This window comes from Cronbergia sp. UHCC 0137 (assembly GCF_034932285.1).
Classification (GTDB): Bacteria; Cyanobacteriota; Cyanobacteriia; order Cyanobacteriales; family Nostocaceae; genus Cronbergia.
The window spans coordinates 1-21,209 of the sequence record NZ_JAYGHC010000077.1; the positions used below are offsets into that span (position 1 = coordinate 1).

Genomic DNA, 21,209 nt, shown 5'->3' on the forward strand with positions numbered 1-21,209 from the left:
CTAATTGTGCTGCTCTTCCTGATGAAAGTTTACCAAGTTCAAAAAGTTTAACTGCTGCTAAAATTTGTATTTCTCTAGTCAGATTTTCTGGAGTTTCTTTGAGACTAATTAAGATTTCTTCAGGTATTTCTAAGGATACGGTACTCATAATACGATTCTCTAATTGAGTTTGGGGTGTTGATTAATCTTTATTATAGTCTTAATCAGGATACCCAGGATTATACGATTAACAGGATTGTTATTTGATAGTTAATCGCTGTTATTTATGTATTTATTCTTACATCTCACTTCATAATCTTGTCTGAATCAGGATAACCAGGATTATAGGATTAACAGGATGATTATTTGATGATTACAGTAATTTCATAAAAATTAACCTTTCTCCATACTAATCATCAACACTTAACCAATAATTAAACAATCACATCCTGTAAATCCTTAAATCCTGGAAATCCTGATTCAGACAACCACAACATTCACCACAACACAAAAAATCATCCAATCACATCCTGTAAATCCTTACATCCTGATTCTGACAATAATATGCTATTTTAATTAAGTCAGAGTAATTGTTGATTAAAAATTATGCTAAATCAACCTATTTCCACTGTTTTAACCCAAGTACAGCAAAAGTTAAAACAACTTTATGGAGAACAGATAGAAAAACTCATTTTATATGGTTCACAAGCTAGAGGAACAGCACAACCAGATTCAGATATTGATATTTTAATTGTGTTAAAAGATGTTTTTAACTATTCCCAAGAAAGTGAAAGAATTAGTCAATTAATCGCTGAATCTATGCCTAGAATATAATGTTTTAATCAGTTGTGCTTTTGCTAATTATGAACAATTAGAAAATCATGATAGTGGTTTTTTTCGTAATGTGAGAAAAGATGGTTTAGTAATATGAATCCTGAACAACAAAGATTGTTGGACAAAGCAGAGAGAAGTTTACAAGCAGCAGTAGAACTTAATCAAAAAGGTTTTGCCGAATTTGCTGTTTCTCGTGGTTATTATGCTATGTTTTATATTCCTACAGCTTTTTAGAAGGGGAAGGTCTAGCTTATTCTAAACATTCAGCCGTTATTGCTGCTTTTGGAGAAAAATTTTCTCGCCCAGAAAGAATTCCTCGTGAATTTCATCGTTATTTAATTGATGCAGAAAGAACTCGTTTACGCGGTGACTATAATACTGATCCTAATATTACAGAAGATGATGCGGATCTGATTATTCAAAGAACTATAGAAATTCTCAATTTTGCGAAATCAAATATTGATTGTTTATAAATTGAGGCTATTTTGTCTGAATCAGGATAACCAGGATGAAAGGATTTACAGGATAAAAGTTATATTGTCCTCCATTATCAATTAACAAAAGGATTCTCAATCTTTAGTCCAGTAATTCCTTTAAAATCACTGACATTTCTTGTTACTAAAAATGCGTCTTGATTTATTGCTGTAGCGGCGATAATTGCATCAGGAAGTTTAATTTTATATTGTTGTTTGATTTGGATTGTCTGATTTTCAATTTCTCGCAACAATGGAACTGTGTTAAATTGAGATAGTAAATCTTCAATAGACTGTTCCTCCTCTTTTGATAAGCCAGTAAAACTCAGTAATTCAATGCGGATAATTGGTGAAACTATAATTTCGTGCAAATTCAAAAACTCTTCTGTAAACCATGAATTAACTGTTATATCATCAGCTAGATAGTAAATAAAAATATTGGTATCATAAAGATATTTCATTCTTCCCATTCCTGACGTAGATGATCTAAATGAGCTAACATAGCAGATTTTCTATGTTTTAAAATACCTTTAGCTTTACTAATTTTTTCATAGTCTTTTTTCCAATGTAATAGCATTGATTCTGGTACATCTACCGTAATTGAATCTTCATCTTGAGATACAAGATAATGTTTTGGTATTTTGATTAATGGCATAGTTTTATGCTCCTGTTTCTCTCAATTCAGATTGTAACATATTGTCAGAATCAGGATACCCAGGATTATAGGATTAACAGGATGTTATTGTCTAAATCCAATATAGCATCAATTAATAATTCACTTGATCAATATCGGTGTGAATAAAATCATTACCTTTGAATAATAAAGGTTGATTTGTAGATTTTGCTAAAGCATAAGAAAAACAATCTCCCATATTCAGTTTTGCAGGATGACGGCCTTTACCAAATTTCAAAAATGCGGCACTTGCTAATTGTGCCTGTTCTACAGTAAAAGGTACAATAGTTATAGATAATGCTGCAATTAATAAATTCAGATTTTCTACACCTTGCTGACCATGTTTAGTACCTAAAACAATGGATGCTTCCACATAACCTGGAGAAGAAAGTAAACAATCTGCACTTTCGTTAATAAGTTCAATAAATATCAATTCTTCAGGTTCATCATAAATAATTGCCATAATAGCAGAAGTATCAATAACCATTATTCTGGGATTCCAAACTCATTATAACCAATAATTTCATCAGGAGTTCTGCTATCAAGAACTGGTAAATTTCTAATCTGATGACAAATACTCCGAACAAGATTAATATCAATTTTATTCTCTTTGCGATTTGGTAAGGAAAGAGAATGAACTTTATATAAAAGTTTGCCTGTTATTTCCATCCCGGCAAAATTTGGGGGAAGTTTCAGATATAAAAAACCATTTTCATCTACACGAGCATCAAAATTAATTTGTTGCATTGTCTTTTCTGATCAATTTAATTACGAAATTTTTGATTTTACCTCTATTCCGATTGTAACATATTGTCAGAATCAGGATACCCATGATTAAAGAATTAACAGGATAATTACATTGACAATATTCTTAGCTATTAATACTTTGAGGATGAATAATTGTAATTTCAGGAACAGCTATAAAATCTTTGGGATTTAAAGTTAAAATATGGCTGATATTATGAGCAAGCATCACTGCTAATATGTGTATATCGTGAGTTCGTTTACCAGAAATATTATATGTTGTTACTAAGTTCAACCAAATAGAAAATACATCTGGTGTTTCTTCTAGTAAATCAAATTGATTTATTAGCATTTGTACTGCTTGAGTTGTTTGTTCTATATTCCATCCTAATCCATTGACATTTATAGGACGAGTAGCAACAACCCAAAATTCAATAATTACTTGAGAGGTAATAAAACATTGATGATTATTAGATATTAAATATCTAATTGTTTTATCAACTAAATGAAAATCAGGAGATGTGATATCTCTTGAACGTAACAGAATATTGGTATCTAATAAGTAATTACTCATCTTCCTCGATCATCATAAATGTTTTCTCGACGTAGTGCTTCATCAGGAAGATTAACAGAACTTTTAGGAGCTTTTTCTATCCACTCTTGCCAAAGTTTTAATCTTTCTTTCAGAGGTTAAAGGCTTTTTAGTTTGTTTGTTGAAATCTTGATAAATTAACCTTTCTTGGAAAAGTTGTTTTTCTTCGGGAGTTAATTTTAACACAATTTCTACAAGGGAGTCAACAAGTTGTACATTCATAATTATCTATGTCATTTACTAGGTTATAGGTAATATTGCACTGTATATCAATTATAAACTGTCTGAATCAGGATAACCAGGATTATAGGATTTACAGGATGATTATTGGATGGTTACTAGACGTGAATGATGTATTGATTATTATGGTTATTTGATGGTTAATGGCTGTTGTTTATGTATTTATTCTTACATCTGACTTCATAAATATTCACTTTTCCTCATACTAATCATCAACACCTAACCAATAATCATCCAATCACATCCTGTACATCCTGATTCAGACAATAATATGCTATTTTTAATACAGCATACATGAAACCAACCATTAACGAATCATGAATAATCCACAACAACCGCGAGAATACGATGCTGTACTTGGTGGTCAAAATCAAGCCCCAGAGAGTGCAGCAGTTTTAGGTGGTATTCAAGGGGTAAAATTACGGTTGAGTAACCCCAACCCCCAGATGAGAATAGCAGCACTTGCACAAGCTTTGAATTATGGCGAAGCAGGTTTAGATTTAGTCATTCCGGCTTTAGATGATGAGTCTTGGGATGTACAAAAACAGGCTTATTCTCTGTTAAAGTCTCGCACAGAAGCAAGCGTAACACAGATTTTAATAGAGTCTAATGCACATTTAAAACTAGGAGCATCAACAGACTATACTCAATTACGTGACTTACTAGCGGCGGGAAAATGGAAAGAAGCAGACCAGGAAACAAGGCACGTAATGTTAGCAGTGGCGAAGCGGGGAAAAAAAGGTTGGTTAGATGTTAACAGTATTGATAATTTCCCATGTGAAGACCTCCGCACCATTGACCAGTTGTGGGTAAGATACAGTAACGGGCGGTTTGGGTTGTCTGTCCAAAAGCGCATTTATCAAAGTTTGGGTGGAACAGGAGAGTACAACAGGGAAATCTGGAATGCTTTTGCAGACAAGATAGGATGGAGAAAGGGAGGGAACTGGTTGCCGATCAATGAGATTACTTTTAAGTCCAATGCTCCTGAAGCTCACCTCCCGTTTCGTTACGATAAGTCCAAAATATTATGGACGCGAAACACTGTCTCTTCTCTAACGTCCAGGCTTGCAAACTGTAACATCTAAAGGCTAGAAGAAATTATTAATATTTATCAATAGGTAATTTTCCATCCAGCCTTGCAGGTTCTGGTTTTTGGATACGTCGAAGAAAAACCAATAGAAGAAGTCCTCCAACAACTCACACAACTATCCCAGTTATGAATAACCCACAACAACCGCAAGAATACGATGCTGTGCTTGGTGGTAATAGTCCATCACTAGAAGGTGCTGCGGTTTTAGGTGGTATTGAAGGGGTAAAGTTGCGGTTACAAAATCCAGATTTAAAGGTGAGAATTGCTGCACTTGAGCAAGCCTTGAATTATGGAGAACAGGGTTTAGATTTGGTAATTGCAGGTTTAAATGATGAATCTTGGGATATTCAAAATGCGGCTTATTTAATATTAAGGAAAAGAACAGAACTAAGAATTAAGCAAATATTAAAAAATCCTAATCATGAAGGTTTAAAACTAAAACAAATTAAAGTAGTCACAGTCAACAAATTTGGCCAAATTATTCAGCGTCAGCCGCGTGTAGCTAGATATTTTATAGAAGATTTGGGTAATGGTGTTAATTTGGAAATGGCTGCAATTCCTGGTGGTACTTTTATGATGGGTTCACCGGAAAATGAACTACAAAGATATGATAATGAAAGCCCCCAGCATCAAGTTACAGTTCCGAGTTTTTTTATGGGAAAATATTCGGTAACACAGGCACAATATCAAGCTATTATGGGAACTAAACCTTCTTATTTTAAAGGTAGTAATCGCCCAGTTGAAAGCGTTAGTTGGAATAATGCGGTTAAATTCTGTGAAAAGTTAAGCCAAAGGACAGGAAAAACCTACAGACTGCCAAGTGAAGCCGAATGGGAATATGCTTGTAGAGCGGGAACTACCACACCATTTCACTTTGGAGAGACGATTACAACGGATTTAGCCAACTATGATAGTAATTCCCCTTACGCTTCTGCTCCTAGAGGTGAGTATCGTGAGAAAACCACAGATGTAGGCTCTTTTCCCCCTAACGCCTTTGGTTTGTATGATATGCACGGGAACGTCTGGGAGTGGTGTTTCGATGATTGGGTAGATAGCTATAATAACGCGCCTAAAGATGGTAGTGCTGTGGCAAGATCAAGTAAATCAAAGTTGCTGCGCGGCGGTTCTTGGTATCACCCTCCTAAGAGTTGCCGTTCGGCTTGTCGTAACTATACTGTTGCGGGCTTCGACTACAACACCCTCGGTTTTCGTGTTGTGTGTGGTGCTGCGTGGACTCTGTAGCTCTTTATACTCTTACCCTTTACCCTTTTTTTTCATCTATTTCTATTTTTTTCTTTTCTTGTGTTAGATATTCAAATTGTTTATTTTCCTTACTTTTCCTAAGTTTCCGCTCTAAGGAGTATTCAATCAAAGATCCTGTCAAATCTATAATATTTTGGGCTATACGTTCACTAAGCTCATAATAATTATGTGTTGCTTTATCTCCAAAAAATTTTATAATGTCTGCCCATTGATATAAAGTATCATCAAAATATTTATTTTCTTTCATAGATTTAATTTTCTTTGTTAAAGTATAGTTTGGATAGTCTTGTATGTTAAAATCTAAACATAGTGCTTCCAATGCTTTTCTACATTTATTTATACTTTCTTCATACAATTTAGATTTGAATAATTGTATCGCTTCCTGATATGTATCAGGTGATTTAAATTGTTTGTATCCCATGCCAAACTGCTTAATTTGGGGATATAATAATTCTGTTGAAACTTCGGGTATGTAGGAAAATTCTTTAGTTTCTTCATCATAGACTTCCTCTCGATACTCACTTGAATATGATTCTTGAATAACAGTTGCTTTCTTGCAGTCGTTACAGAATAAAATCTTCCAACAATATTTTTCCCAAACATCGGACTCAGAATGATTAATTGTAGGAGATTTGCCTTCTGTTATTTTTATTAAGGTCTTTTCATTACAATGAGGGCATCTTTCTTCATTATTAGACATATCTGTTATATGTTATGGGTTGACTTTTTATTATGATAATATAAAACTATCTTGTTTTTTTAAAAAAATTCAAAAATTGATACATTAACAACTACCCCCCTATTCATACATAATGAATAACCCCCACCAACAACTACTCCAACAAATAGACCTCATGCTTCGCGCCCGCTATCCCCTACTATATATAGTCGGAGTCGAAGAAGAACCAATAGAACAAGTTCTCCAACAACTCACCCAAATATCCCAGACACCACGACAACTATTATTATGGGATATCGTCACCGGTTGGGATGACAACGGAACTGATAAAGGTTCAGTCATGGGTGCATTATCAAGAACTACCAAAACCCCAGAAAATACAACCGCAATTTTCGTATTACGAGACATACATTTTATCCTCAAAAACCCCGAAACAGAAAAAAATGCTCCCGTAATTCGTGCTATCAAAAACCTCACCCGCCAACTCAAACGCACACGCCAAACCCTCATCCTCACCAGTCATACATTAACCATTCCCCCAGAACTACAAGAAGAAATTACAGTAATTGATTTTCCCTTACCCAACATCCAAGAAATTGATTATTTAATTCATCAATTAATAGTCCCCGAAAAACTTAACTTAAATGGACTAGGAAAAGAACAATTAATCAAAGCCTGTCAAGGATTAAGTCGCGCCAGAATTAGAAGAGTTTTAGCCGCAGCTTTAGCAGCAAAAGGACAAGTCAACGAAACAGATATTGATAGAGTTTTAGAAGAGAAAAAACAAGCAGTTCGCCAAACCGGAATATTAGAATTTTACACCGCCAATGAATCATTAAAAAACGTCGGCGGCTTAGAAAATCTCAAACAGTGGGTGCGAATGCGTCAAGATGCTTTTACCGAAGAAGCGCGACGTTATGGCATACCCAACCCCAAAGGAGTTTTATTAGTAGGAATACAAGGAACAGGAAAATCATTATCAGCCAAAACTATCGCCCATGAATGGCGTTTACCATTGTTACGTTTAGACGTGGGGAGATTATTTGGGGGAATAGTCGGAGAAAGTGAAAATCGCATTCGCCAAATGATTCAATTAGCAGAAGCAATATCACCCTGTGTATTATGGATGGATGAAATAGATAAAGCATTTGGTAATATTAATAGTGGTGTAGATGGTGACTCTGGAACATCGCGCCGAGTATTTGGAACGTTGATAACTTGGATGCAAGAAAAAACCAGTCCGGTGTTTATGGTGGCTACTGCTAATAATGTGCAAATATTACCAGCCGAGTTATTAAGAAAAGGGCGATTTGATGAAATATTCTTTTTAAATTTACCCACGGAAAAAGAACGCCATGATATTTTTAAAGTCCACTTGCAAAAAATCCGTCCTTCTCGACTGCGAGATTTTGATTTACAGAAACTTGCTAGAAATAGCGAAAATTTTAGCGGTGCAGAAATTCAACAAGTAATTATTGATGGAATGCACCGGGCTTTTGGTAGTTTAATTGATGGCAATAGGCGGGATTTTAACACAGAAGATATTTTAGCTGCAATATCGGAAACTGTTCCTTTGGCGGCTATTGCTAAGGAACAAATTTCTAATTTAAAACGTTGGGCTGCGGAAGCTGGCGCAAGAACGGCTTCTATTGATACACTGTTAATTGAGGAGTTGAAGGTTTATTCTCAGCAGCAAGGTTTGGGTTTTTTGGAGGTGGATTAAATTTCAATATTTTTTTAACGAACCACAGAGGCACAGAGGACACAGAGAGAAGAGGTTTTGGAGAGATTCTTTTATAGGAGTTGATTTTTTATGTCTCATTTTACAACTATTAAGGTACAGATTAAAAATGGTGATGTTCTTCATCACGTTTTGCAGGAGTTGGGTTATCAAGTTGAGTTGAATACTCAGGTTAGGGGTTATAGCGGTAATAAAACTAATGCTGATTTTGTGATTAAGCAATCTAATGGTTATGATTTGGGTTTTCGTAAAAATGGAGAAAGTTACGAATTAGTTGCTGATTTTTGGGGTGCGAAAATTAATCAACAGGAGTTTATTAATAATATTAGTCAAAAATACGCCCATAAAACTTTGATGGAAACTATACAAACTGAGGGTTTTAATGTAGAAGAAGAGGAGGTTTTCCCAGACGGTACTGTGCGGGTTGTTGTTGGTAAATGGGTTTAAAGAATGTTTAAAAAAATGGCGATTAGAAATCACATGTACACAGACGAAACCCGCCTTCGCGGGTTAGAAATTCAATTTTTTTAGTCCACGAAGGTGGACTTTGTTTGTGTAGCCGCGAATTATATTCGCCCGGATTTATTTATTAAAAAGGAAAAATCATCATGGCAGAATATCAAAAGATTGAATATCGCATTGGTAAAGATGGTAAAATTGTGGAACGGGTTTTAAATGCAACTGGTTCTAGTTGTGTGGAAACTACAAAGGGTTTGGAAAAATTCTTGGGAGAAATAGAATCTCAGGAATTGTTACCGGAATATTATCAAGATGATGAGTTAATTACAAATTCAGAAAATCAAACCTTACAACAACAATAAACTAGATCCCCGATTTGTTAAAGAAGTCGGGGATCTGAAAACCAACTACATCAACAAATAATATGCTAGAACAAATTAATCATATTGGTTTCGGTCTAATTCTCGCTATCATCATTTATATTATTCTGCGTTTCATATTTCCTAAAAGTCAGGAAAATAGATCTATTGAAAATCAAAGTACAATTTCAACAGATACAGAACACAAGATTAAAGATTTAGAGTTACAATGTCAACGACTCCGGGAAGAGTTAAAACAGCAATCTCAACAATTAAAAACCGATTTACAAGTTGAAACTTTTACCCAACTGCAAACTTTACTTTGCAACTATCCCACAGTCAAAAAAATGGCTTTAATAAAACCTGATTTACCTGCTAAAAATCTCGTCTCTCTATTTACATCTTTAGATAATTTAATTACAAGTTGGGGTTATACTGTGATTGGGGAAATCTGGGAACAGGTTAATTATAATCCTCAGTTACATCAAGCTGATAGTGATGATATTCAAGAAGGAGAATTAGTTTATATTAGATTTATTGGTTATCAAGATGGTGTAACGGTTCTCTATCCTGCTAAGGTTAGTCGCACTCTTCCCGCAGGATTTGATAATAATTAAATGATAATATCTAGGACTTACGCACTGTACACAATGCAGATGATATGTATGAACGAAATTGCCTAGTTTCAGGCTTTTGGAATCCCATATTAGTGTGGTGCGTCAGATAGAAAAAATCTGTTGGTTGTTAAATTATCGGGTCTGACGCACCCTACAAGAGATAAAATCTATCATACTTGTGTAATAGATTCTGTCAATGCGTAACTCCTAATATCGTAGGTTGGGTTAAGCGACAGCGCAACCCAACAAATGCTTATAAATGTTGGGTTTCGTTCCTCAACCCAACCTACGTAATTCTATTTTTTGAGCTTAACCGACAAGTATTGTAACCCAACCTACTATTAATCATGACAACTATTGCAATTGATTTTGGTACAAGTAATACTGTAATTAGTATTTTAGAAGCTGATACCCAACAACCTAAAAGTTTACGCTTTCCTAATTTATCCCGTGTATTTGTGGGTGTGACTCCTCAAGGTGAAAGATTAGAATTTCCTGTTATTCCTAGTTTATTATTTATTAAATCCCCTGATCATATTATATTGGGTGAAGGTGTGAAAAGTCAACGTTTAGGACTTTCTCAAAATTATCCTCCAGAACGATTATTTAAAAAGTTTAAACGTGATCTGTCTGGAGATTATCAACCACCACCACGTCAAATTGATGGAATTAGTTATAATTCTGTTGGTGTTTCTGAGTTGTTTATCCAAACTATTTGGACAGAAATTAAAAAGCAAAATATTCAACCTAGTCATTTAGTTTTTACTGTTCCTGTTGGTGCTTTTGAACGTTATTTAGATTGGTTTCGAGAGTTGGGTAATAAATTAAATGTTCCTCAAGTCTCAGTTATTGATGAATCTACAGCAGCAGCTTTAGGTTATGCTGTTAAATCTCCTGGTAAGTTGATTTTAGTTGTAGATTTTGGTGGGGGGACTCTTGATTTAAGTTTAGTTAGAACTGTTGTAAATTCTGAACAGAATAATAATTTACGTGCTGAGGTTTTAGCGAAATCTGAAGCTTATGTAGGTGGTGAAGATATTGATGTTTGGATAGTGGAGGATTATTTACATTCTCAAAATCTCACACCTGAACAAGTTGGTAAAATCAGTTATCAAAATCTCCTGGAAATTGCTGAACGCTTAAAAATTCAACTTTCTAAAAATACAACAGCATCGGAAAGTTGGTTTGATGATGAATCTTTTATGTCTTATGAGTTGAAAATTAACCGGGAAAAATTAGAAGAAATTTTAGAATATCGGCAATTTTTACAACAGTTACGAGATGCGTTAGATGAGGTTTTAACCTTTGCACTCAGAAAAGGTATTTCTAAAAATGATATTCAACAGGTTTTATTAGTGGGAGGAAGTTGTTTAATTCCTGCAGTTCAACAATTAATCATTTCTTACTTCGGTAAAAGTAAGGTAAAATTAAATAAACCTTTTGATGCTGTTTGTCATGGTGCATTAGCAATAACTCAAATTACCGAATTAGATGATTTTTTGCGTCATAGTTACGCGATTCGTTTATGGGATAATTTCAGCAAAAGTTATATTTATCATCCTATATTTACCAAGGGTACAAAGTATCCTTGTCAAAGTTCCCAATGGTTAACCTTACAAACTGCAAATAATGGACAAACAGAGATTCGTTTAGATATTGGTGAAGTAGGTGATATAACCCAAACAGAAATTGCTTTTGACGCTTCAGGTAGAATGACTTCTAACACTCTCCAACATCAAGAAAGTTATTCTTCCCTAGATACTGAAAATCAACAGATATGTATTGCAAAAATTAACCCACCAGGAGAAGCGGGAATTGATAGAATATCCGTGTTATTTACAGTGGATTCTCGACGCATTTTGTTAGCAACAGTCAAAGACCTATTAACAGGAGAGATATTAGTTAATAGAGGTGAAATTTATAAATTGAGGTAATATAATATATCTAAGGGTTCTCAAAAAGTAGGAACAGAGTAAGGGCTATTAAATCAAATAGGTTGAGGAGTCACGGTCTTGGATGGGTTTCCCGGCTTGTGAGGAATGGTGTTTGACATTAAGAAACCCAACATTTACGGATTTTTGTTGGGTTGCGCTATCGCTTAACCCAACCTACAAAAACTACAAAAACTCTTAACAGAAAAGTATTGCAAGTGATCCTCCTCTTTTGAGAAACCAGCAATTCCTCTGCGTTCTCTGCGCCTCTGCGGTTAGTTAATCAGGATAATTTATTTTTTGGAAGTTCCCTAAATGAGCTAATCAAGTATTGGATCAAACCCCCCCTTATTAAACTATCAGAAACAAAAGAGGGGTTTTGAGAGAAATTAGTATCTCATGATGTGCAATACATCGCGTAGAACGCTGTAGCCGACTAAATCCCAAAGTAAATAGGCTATAAAACCAATCATTGCCAAGCGTCCGTTCCATAATTCGGCTTGGGGATTCCATCCGAAAATAAAAGCGTTGCGATCTACACCATTGTAAGCTTTAGCAACTTGTGATAAATCGGTAGATGAACGAGTTTCCATTGTTTGTCTCCAAAATTTTAGCAGATTTGATGTGTGAGATTGTGAGTAGCTGGGTGTAACACGTTTTTTTAAACGCCATAGCTTGCTCAATCTCCAAGTAAATAGGCTATAAAACCATCATTACTAAACGTCTATTTCAGTGTTGGGATTCGGGATTTGTCTGTTGGCCAATCACTGGAAAAAGGATTTTTCATGTTAGTTATGCAAAATTTACTGCTTAACTTTAATTTACCTTTTTTCCATAAAAATCCTTTCTGTCTGTAGATACAAATTAGAGGCATTTCTTGTGGAAGATAATCACAAAGCCATTGGTACTGATAAATCAACCTTGGGATGGTGATATAATTAATAATTATAAATAAATGTAAATTGACTCTAAACTATGATTGATGAAAATAAAAAAATAAACTCTGTTGTCAACTATAGGATTCCTATTTGAGTTTTGAACATACACGTAGGTTGGACATTGCTGAGAATCTGCGGGTTTTGTCAGGCATAGCCCACCCTACAATACTTGGATTTATTTAGAAATCATTTAGGTTTTTATTCTCTAAAATGGTATTGATGACGAGAAATTACTCAACTTATGCCTGACATTAGATGAAATTTCACCCCAGGGAGAGATGCTGTGAGTGACTATGTTCCTGGATTCTGAGAACTACAAGAGTTAGATATTGCGATAGATACAATAAAATTCTTTATTTCTCAAATTAAAACTTAGATGCAGGAAATACAAATCATGCTAAACTTCTATAAACCTTTCTCGTGGTGGGTACAAATTCCCGTAGTTCCTACTAACCTTTCACCGGCACAGGCATCACTTCTGACTTCTGGTCCACGCTTTTTTGTGGCGTTAATTTCAGGTGTGATTCTCGCTTTTGCATTTCAATTAGTTTTAACAAATCTCTCGATCGCTGCTGGTATTTCTTATTTGGGACATTCCTCTGATTCCTCTGAGCAAGTTAACAGTTTAGGTAGTTCGGTTCGCAAAATTGGTACAAAGCTGGGGCTTTGGACGTTAGTTACAGTCACATTAGCTGTATTTATTGCTAGTTATTTGGCAGTGAAACTGAGTTTGTTAATATTAGATCCCAGACTAGGGGCAATTTTAGGTTTAGTAATTTGGGGGGCATATTTTTTAGCTCTGGTATGGCTGAGTACAACCACGGTGGGTTCTTTAATTGGCTCGGTGATACATACTGCAACTTCTGGTTTTCAGGCGATTATAGGGACTGCTGCCAGTGTTTTAAGTGCTAAAGCTGTAAATCAGCAAGTGGTGGCAACGGCTGAAGCTGCTGCTAGTGCGGTGCGTCGGGAACTGAGTAAAGGCATTGATGCGGTGAATATTCGGGAAAACATAGAAGATTATGTAGAAAAGCTCCGTCCTCCAGAATTAGATATATCTAGGATTCGAGATGAGTTTGAAAGGTTACTTAGTGAACCACAATTTAAAGCGATCGCTAGTAGTCCTGATCTGCGTAATATTGATCGTCAAAGGTTTATTGATTTAGTTAGCAGTCGTACCGACCTTTCTAAACGGGACTTGAAGCGGATCACTGATACTTTATATGGTGTTTGGCAACAGGTGGTAGGTCAGGAAAAACCTGTTTCTGATCGTGTGGGTGAGTTGGTGGAATATCTCAAATCACTTCCTCCTGGACAGACGAAAACAGATGAACTCAATGCCAAAGTTGACCAGCTAGTTACTGAAATCCGTAGTTCTAAAGAATCAGAACAAAAACCTGGTTTGCTTCAACAGGTAATATCTGCCTTGACTGGGGTTGTGTTGGGAAGAGCAGATTTGTCTGATTTGGATGTAGAAAAGATTGTGCGATCGCTAGATACGGCTAAAAACAAGGTAGTAAAACAAGTTACAGAACAACCATACAGTCCCATTCGTGCTGATGTAGAAAACTACTTACTCAATACCTATGCTTGGCAACTAAGTCGAGACAAAATTGCTCAGGAATTTCGGGATGTGATTTATGATCCTGCGGCTGATCCTGGGACAATTCGTAGGGAGTTAGAGAAAATCACACGCCAAGATTTTGTAGATATTTTGCAACAACGGGGACTGCTGAATCAGGCAGAAATTCGCCAAATAGCCGATCAATTGGTGGCTGTGCGAGATGATGTGGTGGTGAGAGTTGCCACAGCCGAAGAGAGAGAAATTGTTCAAGATTTGCAACGTCGAGTAGAAAGTTATCTGTTGGTGACTCCCAAAGCAGATTTAACTTCAGAGGGAATTGAACGGGATTTTCAACCACTGTTGGCAGATTCAGACGCAGATTACCAAACCTTATCACAGCGACTGGCACAAATGAACCGCGAACAGATCGGGGAAACTTTGTTAGTTCGCAATGATATCCAGGAATGGGAATTAGACCCGATTTTGGATGAATTGGAAACCCAGCGCGATCGCGTACTGAGAGAATCTTTAGGATTGGCACAACAAGCACAATATCAAGCAGAAAGTTTGTGGTTAAATCTAGAATCATATCTGCGTAACACAGGCAGAGAAGAATTAAACCCTGATACCATTCGTGCCGACTTGAAAAGATTATTAGATGATCCCCAATCGGGAATCATTGGTATTCGTTCCCGGTTGTCGCGCTTTGACCGAGATACTTTGGTGCAGTTGTTGAATCAGCGTCAAGATTTGAGTGAGGAACAAGTTCATCAAATTATGGATGTGGTTGAGCAATCATGGCATCGCATCCGGCACACACCGCAAATGGTGACAGAAAAAGCAAAGGAACAATATGACGCTGTTACCAGCACTATTGCCGATTATCTACGAAATACAGGTAAGGAAGAATTGAATCCAGAGGGGATTCAGCGAGATATTAATCGGTTGTTTGCTAATCCCAGATTGGGAGTTGTTGCGTTGCGCGATCGCTTATCGCACGTAGATCGGGATACCTTGGTGCAGTTGTTGAGTCAACGTCAAGATTTGAGTGAGGAGCAAGTTAATGAAGTAATTGACACTGTGCAGACATCAATTAAAAGTATTGTCCGTGCGCCCCGTCGTCTGGCTACTCGCACACAGCAACGGGTACAGAATTTTCAAACTTATCTGCAAGAATATTTGCGGTATACTGGTAAACAAGAATTGAACCCAGAAGGGATAAAGAGGGATGTACATCTGCTATTGCATGATCCACGGGTGGGGATGGAAAGTTTGAGCGATCGCTTGGCACATTTTGACCGTTCTACAATTATCGCCTTGTTAAAAATTCGAGAAGATTTAACTGACGAGGAAGCAGTCAGGATTGCTGATAATATGCTCTCTGTGCGTGATCAAGTTGTGGAACAGGTGCGAAATGTTCAACGCCATATCCAAGATGCCATAGAGAGAATTTTTGCCACCATTCGCAATTATCTCAACTCCCTAGAACGCCCAGAACTGAATTATGACGGAATTAAACGTGATTTGCGGCAGTTATTTGACGATCCTCAAGCCGGGTTTGACTCATTGCGCGATCGCCTTTCATCCTTCAATCGTGATACCTTAGTCGCCATTTTGAGTTCCCGTGAAGACATATCTGAGGAAGATGCCAACCGACTGATAGCCCAAATAGAAGGAGTTCGTAACAATGTACTCCAAAGGGCAGAAAACTTACAGCATGAAGCACAACGCCGTCTGGACGAAATGAAACATCAAGCCCAGCGACAAGCGGAAGAAACCAGAAAAGCCGCCGAAACTGCCTCTTGGTGGTTATTTACCACAGCGATCGTTTCCGCCATTTTCTCCGCTTTAGGGGGAGCATTGGCTTAGGGATAGATACAGATCCTCGACTTCTTAGATCAGTCGGGGATCTTCAACCAGAAATGATATGATTAGGTGAATTTTCACCAGGAGCGATCGCATGAATATCCAAGTCCAAGAAGTGGATGCCCAACAATGGGTAAAAACTCGTTCTTCCCTCAACTCCAATGAATCTAATTTCTTGATTTGGACAGGTAAAATTTATAGTTTTGTCCCTAACGAAAAACGGCAACTGCTATTTAAAATAGTCGGTATGAGCGTCAGTAGATGTATTGCCAACACCGAGGGAGGATGGAATTTTATTTCTAGAGAATTGACCTATTATTTAAATCCGCAAACAGAAGAGATTTTACGGACATGGGAAAACCCTTGGACTGGAGAAAGCGTCACAGTTATGCACGTTGCTAATAGTCCGGTACAGGGTAAATTTAAAGGCAAATTACCAGCCCAAGTAGACGAAGAAAATACCACATTCGTCTTTGATATTTTCCCTAATTATCCTAATCCCTTAGCAGAAGATCCAAAATTTGCAGAGTATTGTCCAACGCCCATTTATCAAGCTGCCGAACTCTTTAAAATTACCGTACCCACCGCAGATTTAATTAACTCCGAACTTGCTTCAGTCACAGAATTAAAACTAAGTTGGGATAGAATTGGTCAGTGGTTGCCTTGGATGAAAATGGGACAACAACCTGGATATTTAATCTATAGTGCTACTGGCAGCAAAGTTCCCAGCTTTAAAGAATTACCCCCACTCCTGCAAACAGAAATCAATAACCGTGTACCCTTATATAAACAAGCCCCAACAGCCTTTATAGAAGGGGAAGACATGACATCTTGGCTATATTTCCAAAAGCATTTTCCCGCATACTTAGCAGGTGAAACATTCCCACTTCACCAATCAGAATTAGGAGTTATGGAATAAACGTTCGCGTAGCGTGCGCGTAGCGCATACCACAGAGGCACAGAGAACACAGAGGAATGAGAGTTTGAGTTATATTTTGCGTCACGCTCTTAATTCCTCTCTGTGCCTCTGCGCCTCTGCGTGAGACGGTTCTATTTTACAAACTTAGGCATAATTTCCGCAGCAGTAAATAAACCAGAAATACCCCGTTGATGCAATTCCTGACCCGCTTTGAGATAACCAAAGGCTGGACCACACACATTAGCAGCCATGCTCGTTTCATCCCCTAAAGTAAAGGTGTGGGTGGAGATTTTACCCTCAAAAGTACGTCCAGTAATTTTCACATTTGTACTCAAGGGCTTTTTGGGGTTGCGGGTATCAACCACACCACCAACAGTCACTCTATCCCGTGAACAAATCCCTGCAATTTCCAACATCACATCATCAGCGTGTTCCATATTTTCCAAAGTCAGCACACCGTTAGTTTTATCTAGTAATGCTTCCACCTCTGCGTCAGTCATCGCCCTAGCAGCTTCTACAGTGTAACCAGGGATATGGCCAATATCTTCCCGGACAGTGGCGCGGTAAGCTTCCCAGTTGGCTATTCCTACCCCAAAGGTAATTTCCACATGATGAATTTCCGCGTAACTCTGGGCGGCTAAAGCGGCGGCCGCAGTTAACAGTCCAGGGGTAGCACCACAGCCCGTCATGTATGTAATTCCCGCAGCTTGTAATTCGTCTTTCATCGCTAAGAGTTGTTCAACTGCACTGGTGCGTTTTATGGCATCCACCAGGACACCGCGCCAACCTGCTTTAATAAACTCTTTGGCGACGGAGGGGATAAAGTCGTTAGGTAAGTTGGGTAAAGCCAGGAAATAACCATCTACAGGTTGACCGGTGGCGATTAAATCTTGAATACTGTTATTGCTTAATGTTCCGAAGGGTTCTAAATAACCCACTGAACCTTGATTTTGGTAAGTGGTAATGCAAGGATCTGTGTTTAAGCCTTCGGTGGAGTATGCGTAGCCTTTTTGGTCTGCGGCTGCGACTAAGATCATTTCCCGTTTGCTGGAGAGGAGTTTTGCGGCTGCTTGTCCGAGTCCACCAAAACCTAAGACTCCGACGCGGATAGGTTGTGTGTTCATAGTGATTTTTCTTTGATGGTTAATGGTTATAAAAGTTAATTATGCTTTATTTTTCTGGGTTCTCAAGTAGAAATAAGCTACAATTACTTGAACGTTATTTAAGGTAGCTTAAAAATCGTGAGTAAAGTATTAACCCTGGAACTGAACGATGACGTTTATACGGCTTTGCAGCAACAAGCCAGTGCTGTGGGACTTTCAGTAGCAGAATTAGTTGCTGCTTCCTTAAATCGTCAGTATAGCTTGTCAGTTAGTCCAAAATCTGATGCTGAAGAAGCACGTCAGCGTTTGCTTGGCTATGCTGGTGTAATTAGTCTGGGTTACGCTACAGGTACAGATAATGAAAGCATTGATGCTGATCTGGCTAAGGCTTATGATAATGACTTATAAGGTATAAATTATAATCGTGTTACTTGATACATCAGGGTTGCTCTGTTTTCTCCATCAAGATGAAGCTCAACACAAAACAGCAGTTGGGTTAATTTCTAATTATAACGGTCTTTTTATCACACATAACTATGTTCTCGCTGAGTTGATAGCTTTGGCATTAGTTCGACGTTTTCCGCGTTCAACGGTGTTAATGTATTCGTTGGAATTAATGGAAAATCCAAATGTAGAGATGATTTGGGTTGATGAAATTTTGCATCGGGAAGCAATGGATTTATTGTTAGTTCGACAAGATAAAACATATTCTTTGTGTGATGCTATCAGTTTTGTGTTGATGCGGAAGAAAGGCATTCAGGAAGCTTTGACTACTGATAAACATTTTGAACAAGAAGGGTTTACTCGTTTATTGCAATCTTAAACTTAAATGGATTCCTTCACTAATCAATATCGTCAAATCATTAAAAATATTCTCGAAGAATATGCTGATTTTTTTGGCAATGATGAACAAGTTAAAGTTGAATTGGTGTTAGATGAAAAAAATGATCGTTATTTATTAGTAGAAACAGGTTGGAAAAATGGTTATCGGATATATGGAACTTTATTACATCTTGATTTAATTGATGGTAAGGTTTGGATTCAACATGATGGAACTGAAGAGGGTATTGCTAATGATTTGGTTGCTGCGGGAATACCAAAATCACATATTATTTTAGGTTTCAAGTCTCCTGAAATTCGGAAATATACGGAATTTGCTGTTTTTTAGGTAAAATTTTGTTAATTACAAGTTAGATTAATCGCGTATTTGTGTACTATAAGAAACAGGGGTGAATGTATGATTAGTTATACTTTAAGGAGATTATGGACAACATAGTAACTAGATTCCACCTAAATGCCGGTCCTCTGCACAAGAATGCAACAATTTACTACGAGTCTTCTAGGCTTCAAGAACGCGGAATCACTGATGCAATTCCCGCTATTTTGTTTTCAGCTATGTCCATTGAGGCATTTCTAAATGAGTTGCCGGAACTAGCTACAGCATATACAAAACCAGAGGAAAAACCAGAGGATTTTGTAAAAAAACTTGCAACAGAATTGACAAATGTTGAGAAATCTAACGGACAAATAAAACAAAAGATTGAGGTAACTTACATAGCTATATCAGGTGAAACACCAAATTTCGGTGATAAACTCCACCAAAATTTTAGTAATCTCATAAAATTGCGTAACGAGTTAGTTCATCTCAAGCCTAACGATGAATATGATTTAAACCTTGATGGTGATGATGATCCTGATTCAAAGAGGCCAATTTTAAAAAAACTATCAGGACTAAAAATTTTTCGTGAACCAAGCACTTACAAAGATCCTACAGGTACAAATAAAGATTGTCCTTTGCCTTTATTAGAATTAATTAGTACAGAACAGGCTGCTAAATGGGCTTGTAATACAGCAGCCAAAACAGTGCAAGACATTGTAAACAAGATGCCTGATTCAAAATTCAAAGATTACTTAAAAAGGAATTATACTAATGTGTATTTTCAATTAATAAATGAAAACAACACATTATAGAAAATAGCCTTGAAGCAAATTAACAACCAATATTTATCTGTTGATGACCTATTTTTTTTGTGTAATTGGTATTATACGCCTTATGTGAGTTAAAAATGCCCCAGTCATTTTCAGGGTTTCAGGCTTCGCTTTAGCAGCAACGCCTAACCTCATGAACAGGATTGCCTTCTTTCAGCTTCCAACTCACATAAGCCGTATTATGTAATTCTGATAAAAGAATTGGTAGTAGAATCATACCCAACTTTGCGAACTTCATCAGAATGTTCCTTGAAATCAGAATAAATGTTAGAATTTCCCATAGAAATGATAACAATTTGCACTCCTTCCCGCCGAGCAAACTTCATAGCCGGAATAAAGTCGCTATCTCCTGTTACAAGTATCAGTCGTTCAACAGTATGCTTAAGAGTTAATGAAGCTACATCAAGTCCTATTTTAATATCTACACCCTTTTGTTGAAGATCAGCTTGAATATCAGTATCTACAATACTTCGTCCAGTTCGGATAATATCTTGAGTCGAATATTTCTTTATAACCCATCCCTTAAAAAGAATATTTCCTTTTCTAAAAGCTACCTTACTGCTTTGTGATAACGCATTTTGTAAAGATTTGCTTCTACTGCAAGCTGAAGTAGCACTAAAATCAATACTTGTACCTGAAATTGGATTAGTTTGTGTTTGCTCATAAGGTTGACAGTCATAATAGTATAATCGAAACAAATCCTCATTACTGTCTAAACATACCTCGGAAAACTTGATGACATCTTCAGCAGTAGCGTGAATATTACCGAGCATTGTATAAAGTTTTTTTAAAACAAAGCCACCATCAAGAAGAATTGCAACTGATTTCATTCAAGTTCCTTTGGATACAAAACTAACAACTTGACATATTAAACTAAAACTTGTTAGAATGTAAATATCCGAACGCCAGTAGGCTGGCAAAACTTATAACGCCCTTCCTCTAAGAATTTATAGACTACGGAGGAGGGGCATAATATTTGGAAATATCAAAGTGAATAGTTATATCTTGTTTGGGAGACGAGATCGCATTATTGATGTAAAGTTGAGAGCGATCGCATTTATTGATGTAAAGTTGAGAGCGATCACATTTTTGATGTAGAGTTAGGAGCGATCGCAGTTTTGATGTAGAGTGAGAGCGATCGCATTTCTGGGGTAGA

The 21,209-nt window shown here is 36.9% G+C and carries 27 protein-coding genes and 1 pseudogene; 16 read left to right on the forward strand and 12 right to left on the reverse strand.

The window, feature by feature from the left end; genetic code table 11:
• On the reverse strand, positions 1-148 hold a 148-nt coding region (locus tag VB711_RS24500), incomplete at its 3' end, for a UPF0175 family protein (protein ID WP_323289068.1).
• 437 nt (positions 149-585) lie between these two features.
• Between VB711_RS24500 and VB711_RS24505 the strand changes: the two genes are divergently transcribed.
• From VB711_RS24505 to VB711_RS26580, 3 genes are all read left to right on the forward strand, one after another.
• Positions 586-813 carry a nucleotidyltransferase domain-containing protein gene (locus VB711_RS24505; RefSeq protein ID WP_323289035.1) on the forward strand — a complete coding sequence of 76 codons (228 nt, stop codon included), beginning with the start codon at positions 586-588 and terminating at the stop codon, positions 811-813.
• A gap of 93 nt (positions 814-906) precedes the next feature.
• Positions 907-1,047, forward strand: a complete 141-nt coding sequence (locus VB711_RS24510) for a HEPN domain-containing protein (RefSeq protein ID WP_323289036.1) — start codon at positions 907-909, stop codon at positions 1,045-1,047.
• Between the two features lie 38 nt (positions 1,048-1,085).
• Positions 1,086-1,286, forward strand: a complete 201-nt coding sequence (locus VB711_RS26580; protein WP_416233618.1) for a hypothetical protein — start codon at positions 1,086-1,088, stop codon at positions 1,284-1,286.
• A 77-nt stretch (positions 1,287-1,363) separates the two neighbouring features.
• On the opposite strand, the gene VB711_RS24515 is transcribed toward VB711_RS26580, so the two are convergent.
• The 6 genes from VB711_RS24515 to VB711_RS24540 form a co-directional block, all read right to left on the reverse strand.
• A complete protein-coding gene (locus VB711_RS24515) occupies positions 1,364-1,747 on the reverse strand; it encodes a type II toxin-antitoxin system VapC family toxin (protein ID WP_323289037.1) in 384 nt (127 codons plus the stop codon).
• The gene (locus tag VB711_RS24520) at positions 1,744-1,941 is read right to left on the reverse strand and encodes a hypothetical protein (protein WP_323289038.1); all 198 of its coding nucleotides are present in this window, start codon (positions 1,939-1,941) and stop codon (positions 1,744-1,746) included. The genes VB711_RS24515 and VB711_RS24520 overlap by 4 nt, the downstream gene beginning before the upstream one ends.
• Positions 1,942-2,053: 112 nt before the next feature.
• Positions 2,054-2,446 (reverse strand): type II toxin-antitoxin system VapC family toxin, encoded by a 393-nt coding sequence (locus tag VB711_RS24525; protein WP_323289039.1) that lies wholly within the window; start codon positions 2,444-2,446, stop codon positions 2,054-2,056.
• Positions 2,446-2,706: a hypothetical protein gene (locus VB711_RS24530; protein ID WP_323289041.1), complete on the reverse strand. Its 261-nt coding sequence runs from the start codon at positions 2,704-2,706 to the stop codon at positions 2,446-2,448. Before VB711_RS24530 ends, VB711_RS24525 begins: the two co-directional genes overlap by 1 nt.
• Before the next feature lie 124 nt (positions 2,707-2,830).
• Complete coding sequence (locus tag VB711_RS24535) at positions 2,831-3,277, reverse strand: type II toxin-antitoxin system VapC family toxin (RefSeq protein ID WP_323289042.1); 447 nt, start codon at positions 3,275-3,277, stop codon at positions 2,831-2,833.
• A 63-nt stretch (positions 3,278-3,340) separates the two neighbouring features.
• A complete protein-coding gene (locus VB711_RS24540; protein WP_323289043.1) occupies positions 3,341-3,517 on the reverse strand; it encodes a hypothetical protein in 177 nt (58 codons plus the stop codon).
• Positions 3,518-3,852: 335 nt separating this feature from the next.
• Here VB711_RS24540 and VB711_RS26585 point away from each other — a divergent pair, with 335 nt between their 5' ends.
• Positions 3,853-4,620: a GUN4 domain-containing protein gene (locus tag VB711_RS26585; protein ID WP_416233617.1), complete on the forward strand. Its 768-nt coding sequence runs from the start codon at positions 3,853-3,855 to the stop codon at positions 4,618-4,620.
• A 434-nt stretch (positions 4,621-5,054) separates the two neighbouring features.
• Positions 5,055-5,867 (forward strand): annotated as a pseudogene (locus tag VB711_RS24550) (formylglycine-generating enzyme family protein); the annotation flags it as partial.
• A gap of 19 nt (positions 5,868-5,886) precedes the next feature.
• On the opposite strand, the gene VB711_RS24555 reads toward VB711_RS24550, so the two are convergent.
• Positions 5,887-6,588, reverse strand: coding sequence for a DUF4145 domain-containing protein (locus VB711_RS24555; RefSeq protein ID WP_323289045.1), 702 nt, complete (start codon positions 6,586-6,588; stop codon positions 5,887-5,889).
• Positions 6,589-6,700: 112 nt separating this feature from the next.
• Between VB711_RS24555 and VB711_RS24560 the strand changes: the two genes are divergently transcribed.
• From VB711_RS24560 to VB711_RS24580, 5 genes are all read left to right on the forward strand, one after another.
• Positions 6,701-8,290, forward strand: coding sequence for an AAA family ATPase (locus VB711_RS24560; protein WP_323289046.1), 1,590 nt, complete (start codon positions 6,701-6,703; stop codon positions 8,288-8,290).
• 90 nt (positions 8,291-8,380) lie between these two features.
• Positions 8,381-8,755 (forward strand): DUF1257 domain-containing protein, encoded by a 375-nt coding sequence (locus VB711_RS24565; protein WP_323289047.1) that lies wholly within the window; start codon positions 8,381-8,383, stop codon positions 8,753-8,755.
• Positions 8,756-8,916: 161 nt separating this feature from the next.
• The gene (locus VB711_RS24570) at positions 8,917-9,129 is read left to right on the forward strand and encodes a DUF2997 domain-containing protein (protein WP_323289049.1); all 213 of its coding nucleotides are present in this window, start codon (positions 8,917-8,919) and stop codon (positions 9,127-9,129) included.
• Between the two features lie 62 nt (positions 9,130-9,191).
• On the forward strand, positions 9,192-9,743 hold the full coding sequence (locus tag VB711_RS24575) for a molecular chaperone GrpE (RefSeq protein WP_323289051.1): 552 nt from the start codon (positions 9,192-9,194) through the stop codon (positions 9,741-9,743).
• Between the two features lie 347 nt (positions 9,744-10,090).
• Positions 10,091-11,677 (forward strand): Hsp70 family protein, encoded by a 1,587-nt coding sequence (locus VB711_RS24580; RefSeq protein ID WP_323289053.1) that lies wholly within the window; start codon positions 10,091-10,093, stop codon positions 11,675-11,677.
• 386 nt (positions 11,678-12,063) lie between these two features.
• Here the strand turns inward: VB711_RS24580 and VB711_RS24585 are convergent, their stop codons facing one another.
• A complete protein-coding gene (locus VB711_RS24585; protein WP_323289055.1) occupies positions 12,064-12,267 on the reverse strand; it encodes a chlorophyll a/b-binding protein in 204 nt (67 codons plus the stop codon).
• A 739-nt stretch (positions 12,268-13,006) separates the two neighbouring features.
• Between VB711_RS24585 and VB711_RS24590 the strand changes: the two genes are divergently transcribed.
• Complete coding sequence (locus tag VB711_RS24590) at positions 13,007-16,045, forward strand: MFS transporter (protein WP_323289056.1); 3,039 nt, start codon at positions 13,007-13,009, stop codon at positions 16,043-16,045.
• Positions 16,046-16,136: 91 nt separating this feature from the next.
• On the forward strand, positions 16,137-16,961 hold the full coding sequence (locus VB711_RS24595; RefSeq protein ID WP_323289058.1) for a DUF1838 domain-containing protein: 825 nt from the start codon (positions 16,137-16,139) through the stop codon (positions 16,959-16,961).
• A 131-nt stretch (positions 16,962-17,092) separates the two neighbouring features.
• Here VB711_RS24595 and bioU read toward each other — a convergent pair whose 3' ends face one another.
• On the reverse strand, positions 17,093-18,085 hold the full coding sequence (gene bioU / locus VB711_RS24600) for a (S)-8-amino-7-oxononanoate synthase BioU (RefSeq protein WP_323289060.1): 993 nt from the start codon (positions 18,083-18,085) through the stop codon (positions 17,093-17,095).
• 117 nt (positions 18,086-18,202) lie between these two features.
• Here bioU and VB711_RS24605 point away from each other — a divergent pair, with 117 nt between their 5' ends.
• The 4 genes from VB711_RS24605 to VB711_RS24620 all read left to right on the forward strand — a co-directional run bounded on the left by VB711_RS24605 (position 18,203) and on the right by VB711_RS24620 (position 20,035).
• Positions 18,203-18,472, forward strand: coding sequence for a hypothetical protein (locus VB711_RS24605; protein ID WP_323289061.1), 270 nt, complete (start codon positions 18,203-18,205; stop codon positions 18,470-18,472).
• A 16-nt stretch (positions 18,473-18,488) separates the two neighbouring features.
• Positions 18,489-18,887, forward strand: coding sequence for a type II toxin-antitoxin system VapC family toxin (locus VB711_RS24610; protein WP_323289063.1), 399 nt, complete (start codon positions 18,489-18,491; stop codon positions 18,885-18,887).
• Between the two features lie 6 nt (positions 18,888-18,893).
• Complete coding sequence (locus VB711_RS24615) at positions 18,894-19,232, forward strand: XisI protein (protein WP_323289064.1); 339 nt, start codon at positions 18,894-18,896, stop codon at positions 19,230-19,232.
• Between the two features lie 95 nt (positions 19,233-19,327).
• Positions 19,328-20,035 (forward strand): hypothetical protein, encoded by a 708-nt coding sequence (locus tag VB711_RS24620; RefSeq protein WP_323289065.1) that lies wholly within the window; start codon positions 19,328-19,330, stop codon positions 20,033-20,035.
• 197 nt (positions 20,036-20,232) lie between these two features.
• On the opposite strand, the gene VB711_RS24625 is transcribed toward VB711_RS24620, so the two are convergent.
• Positions 20,233-20,883: an NYN domain-containing protein gene (locus VB711_RS24625; RefSeq protein WP_323289066.1), complete on the reverse strand. Its 651-nt coding sequence runs from the start codon at positions 20,881-20,883 to the stop codon at positions 20,233-20,235.
• Between the two features lie 124 nt (positions 20,884-21,007).
• On the reverse strand, positions 21,008-21,209 hold a 202-nt coding region (locus VB711_RS24630; protein ID WP_323289067.1), incomplete at its 5' end, for a hypothetical protein.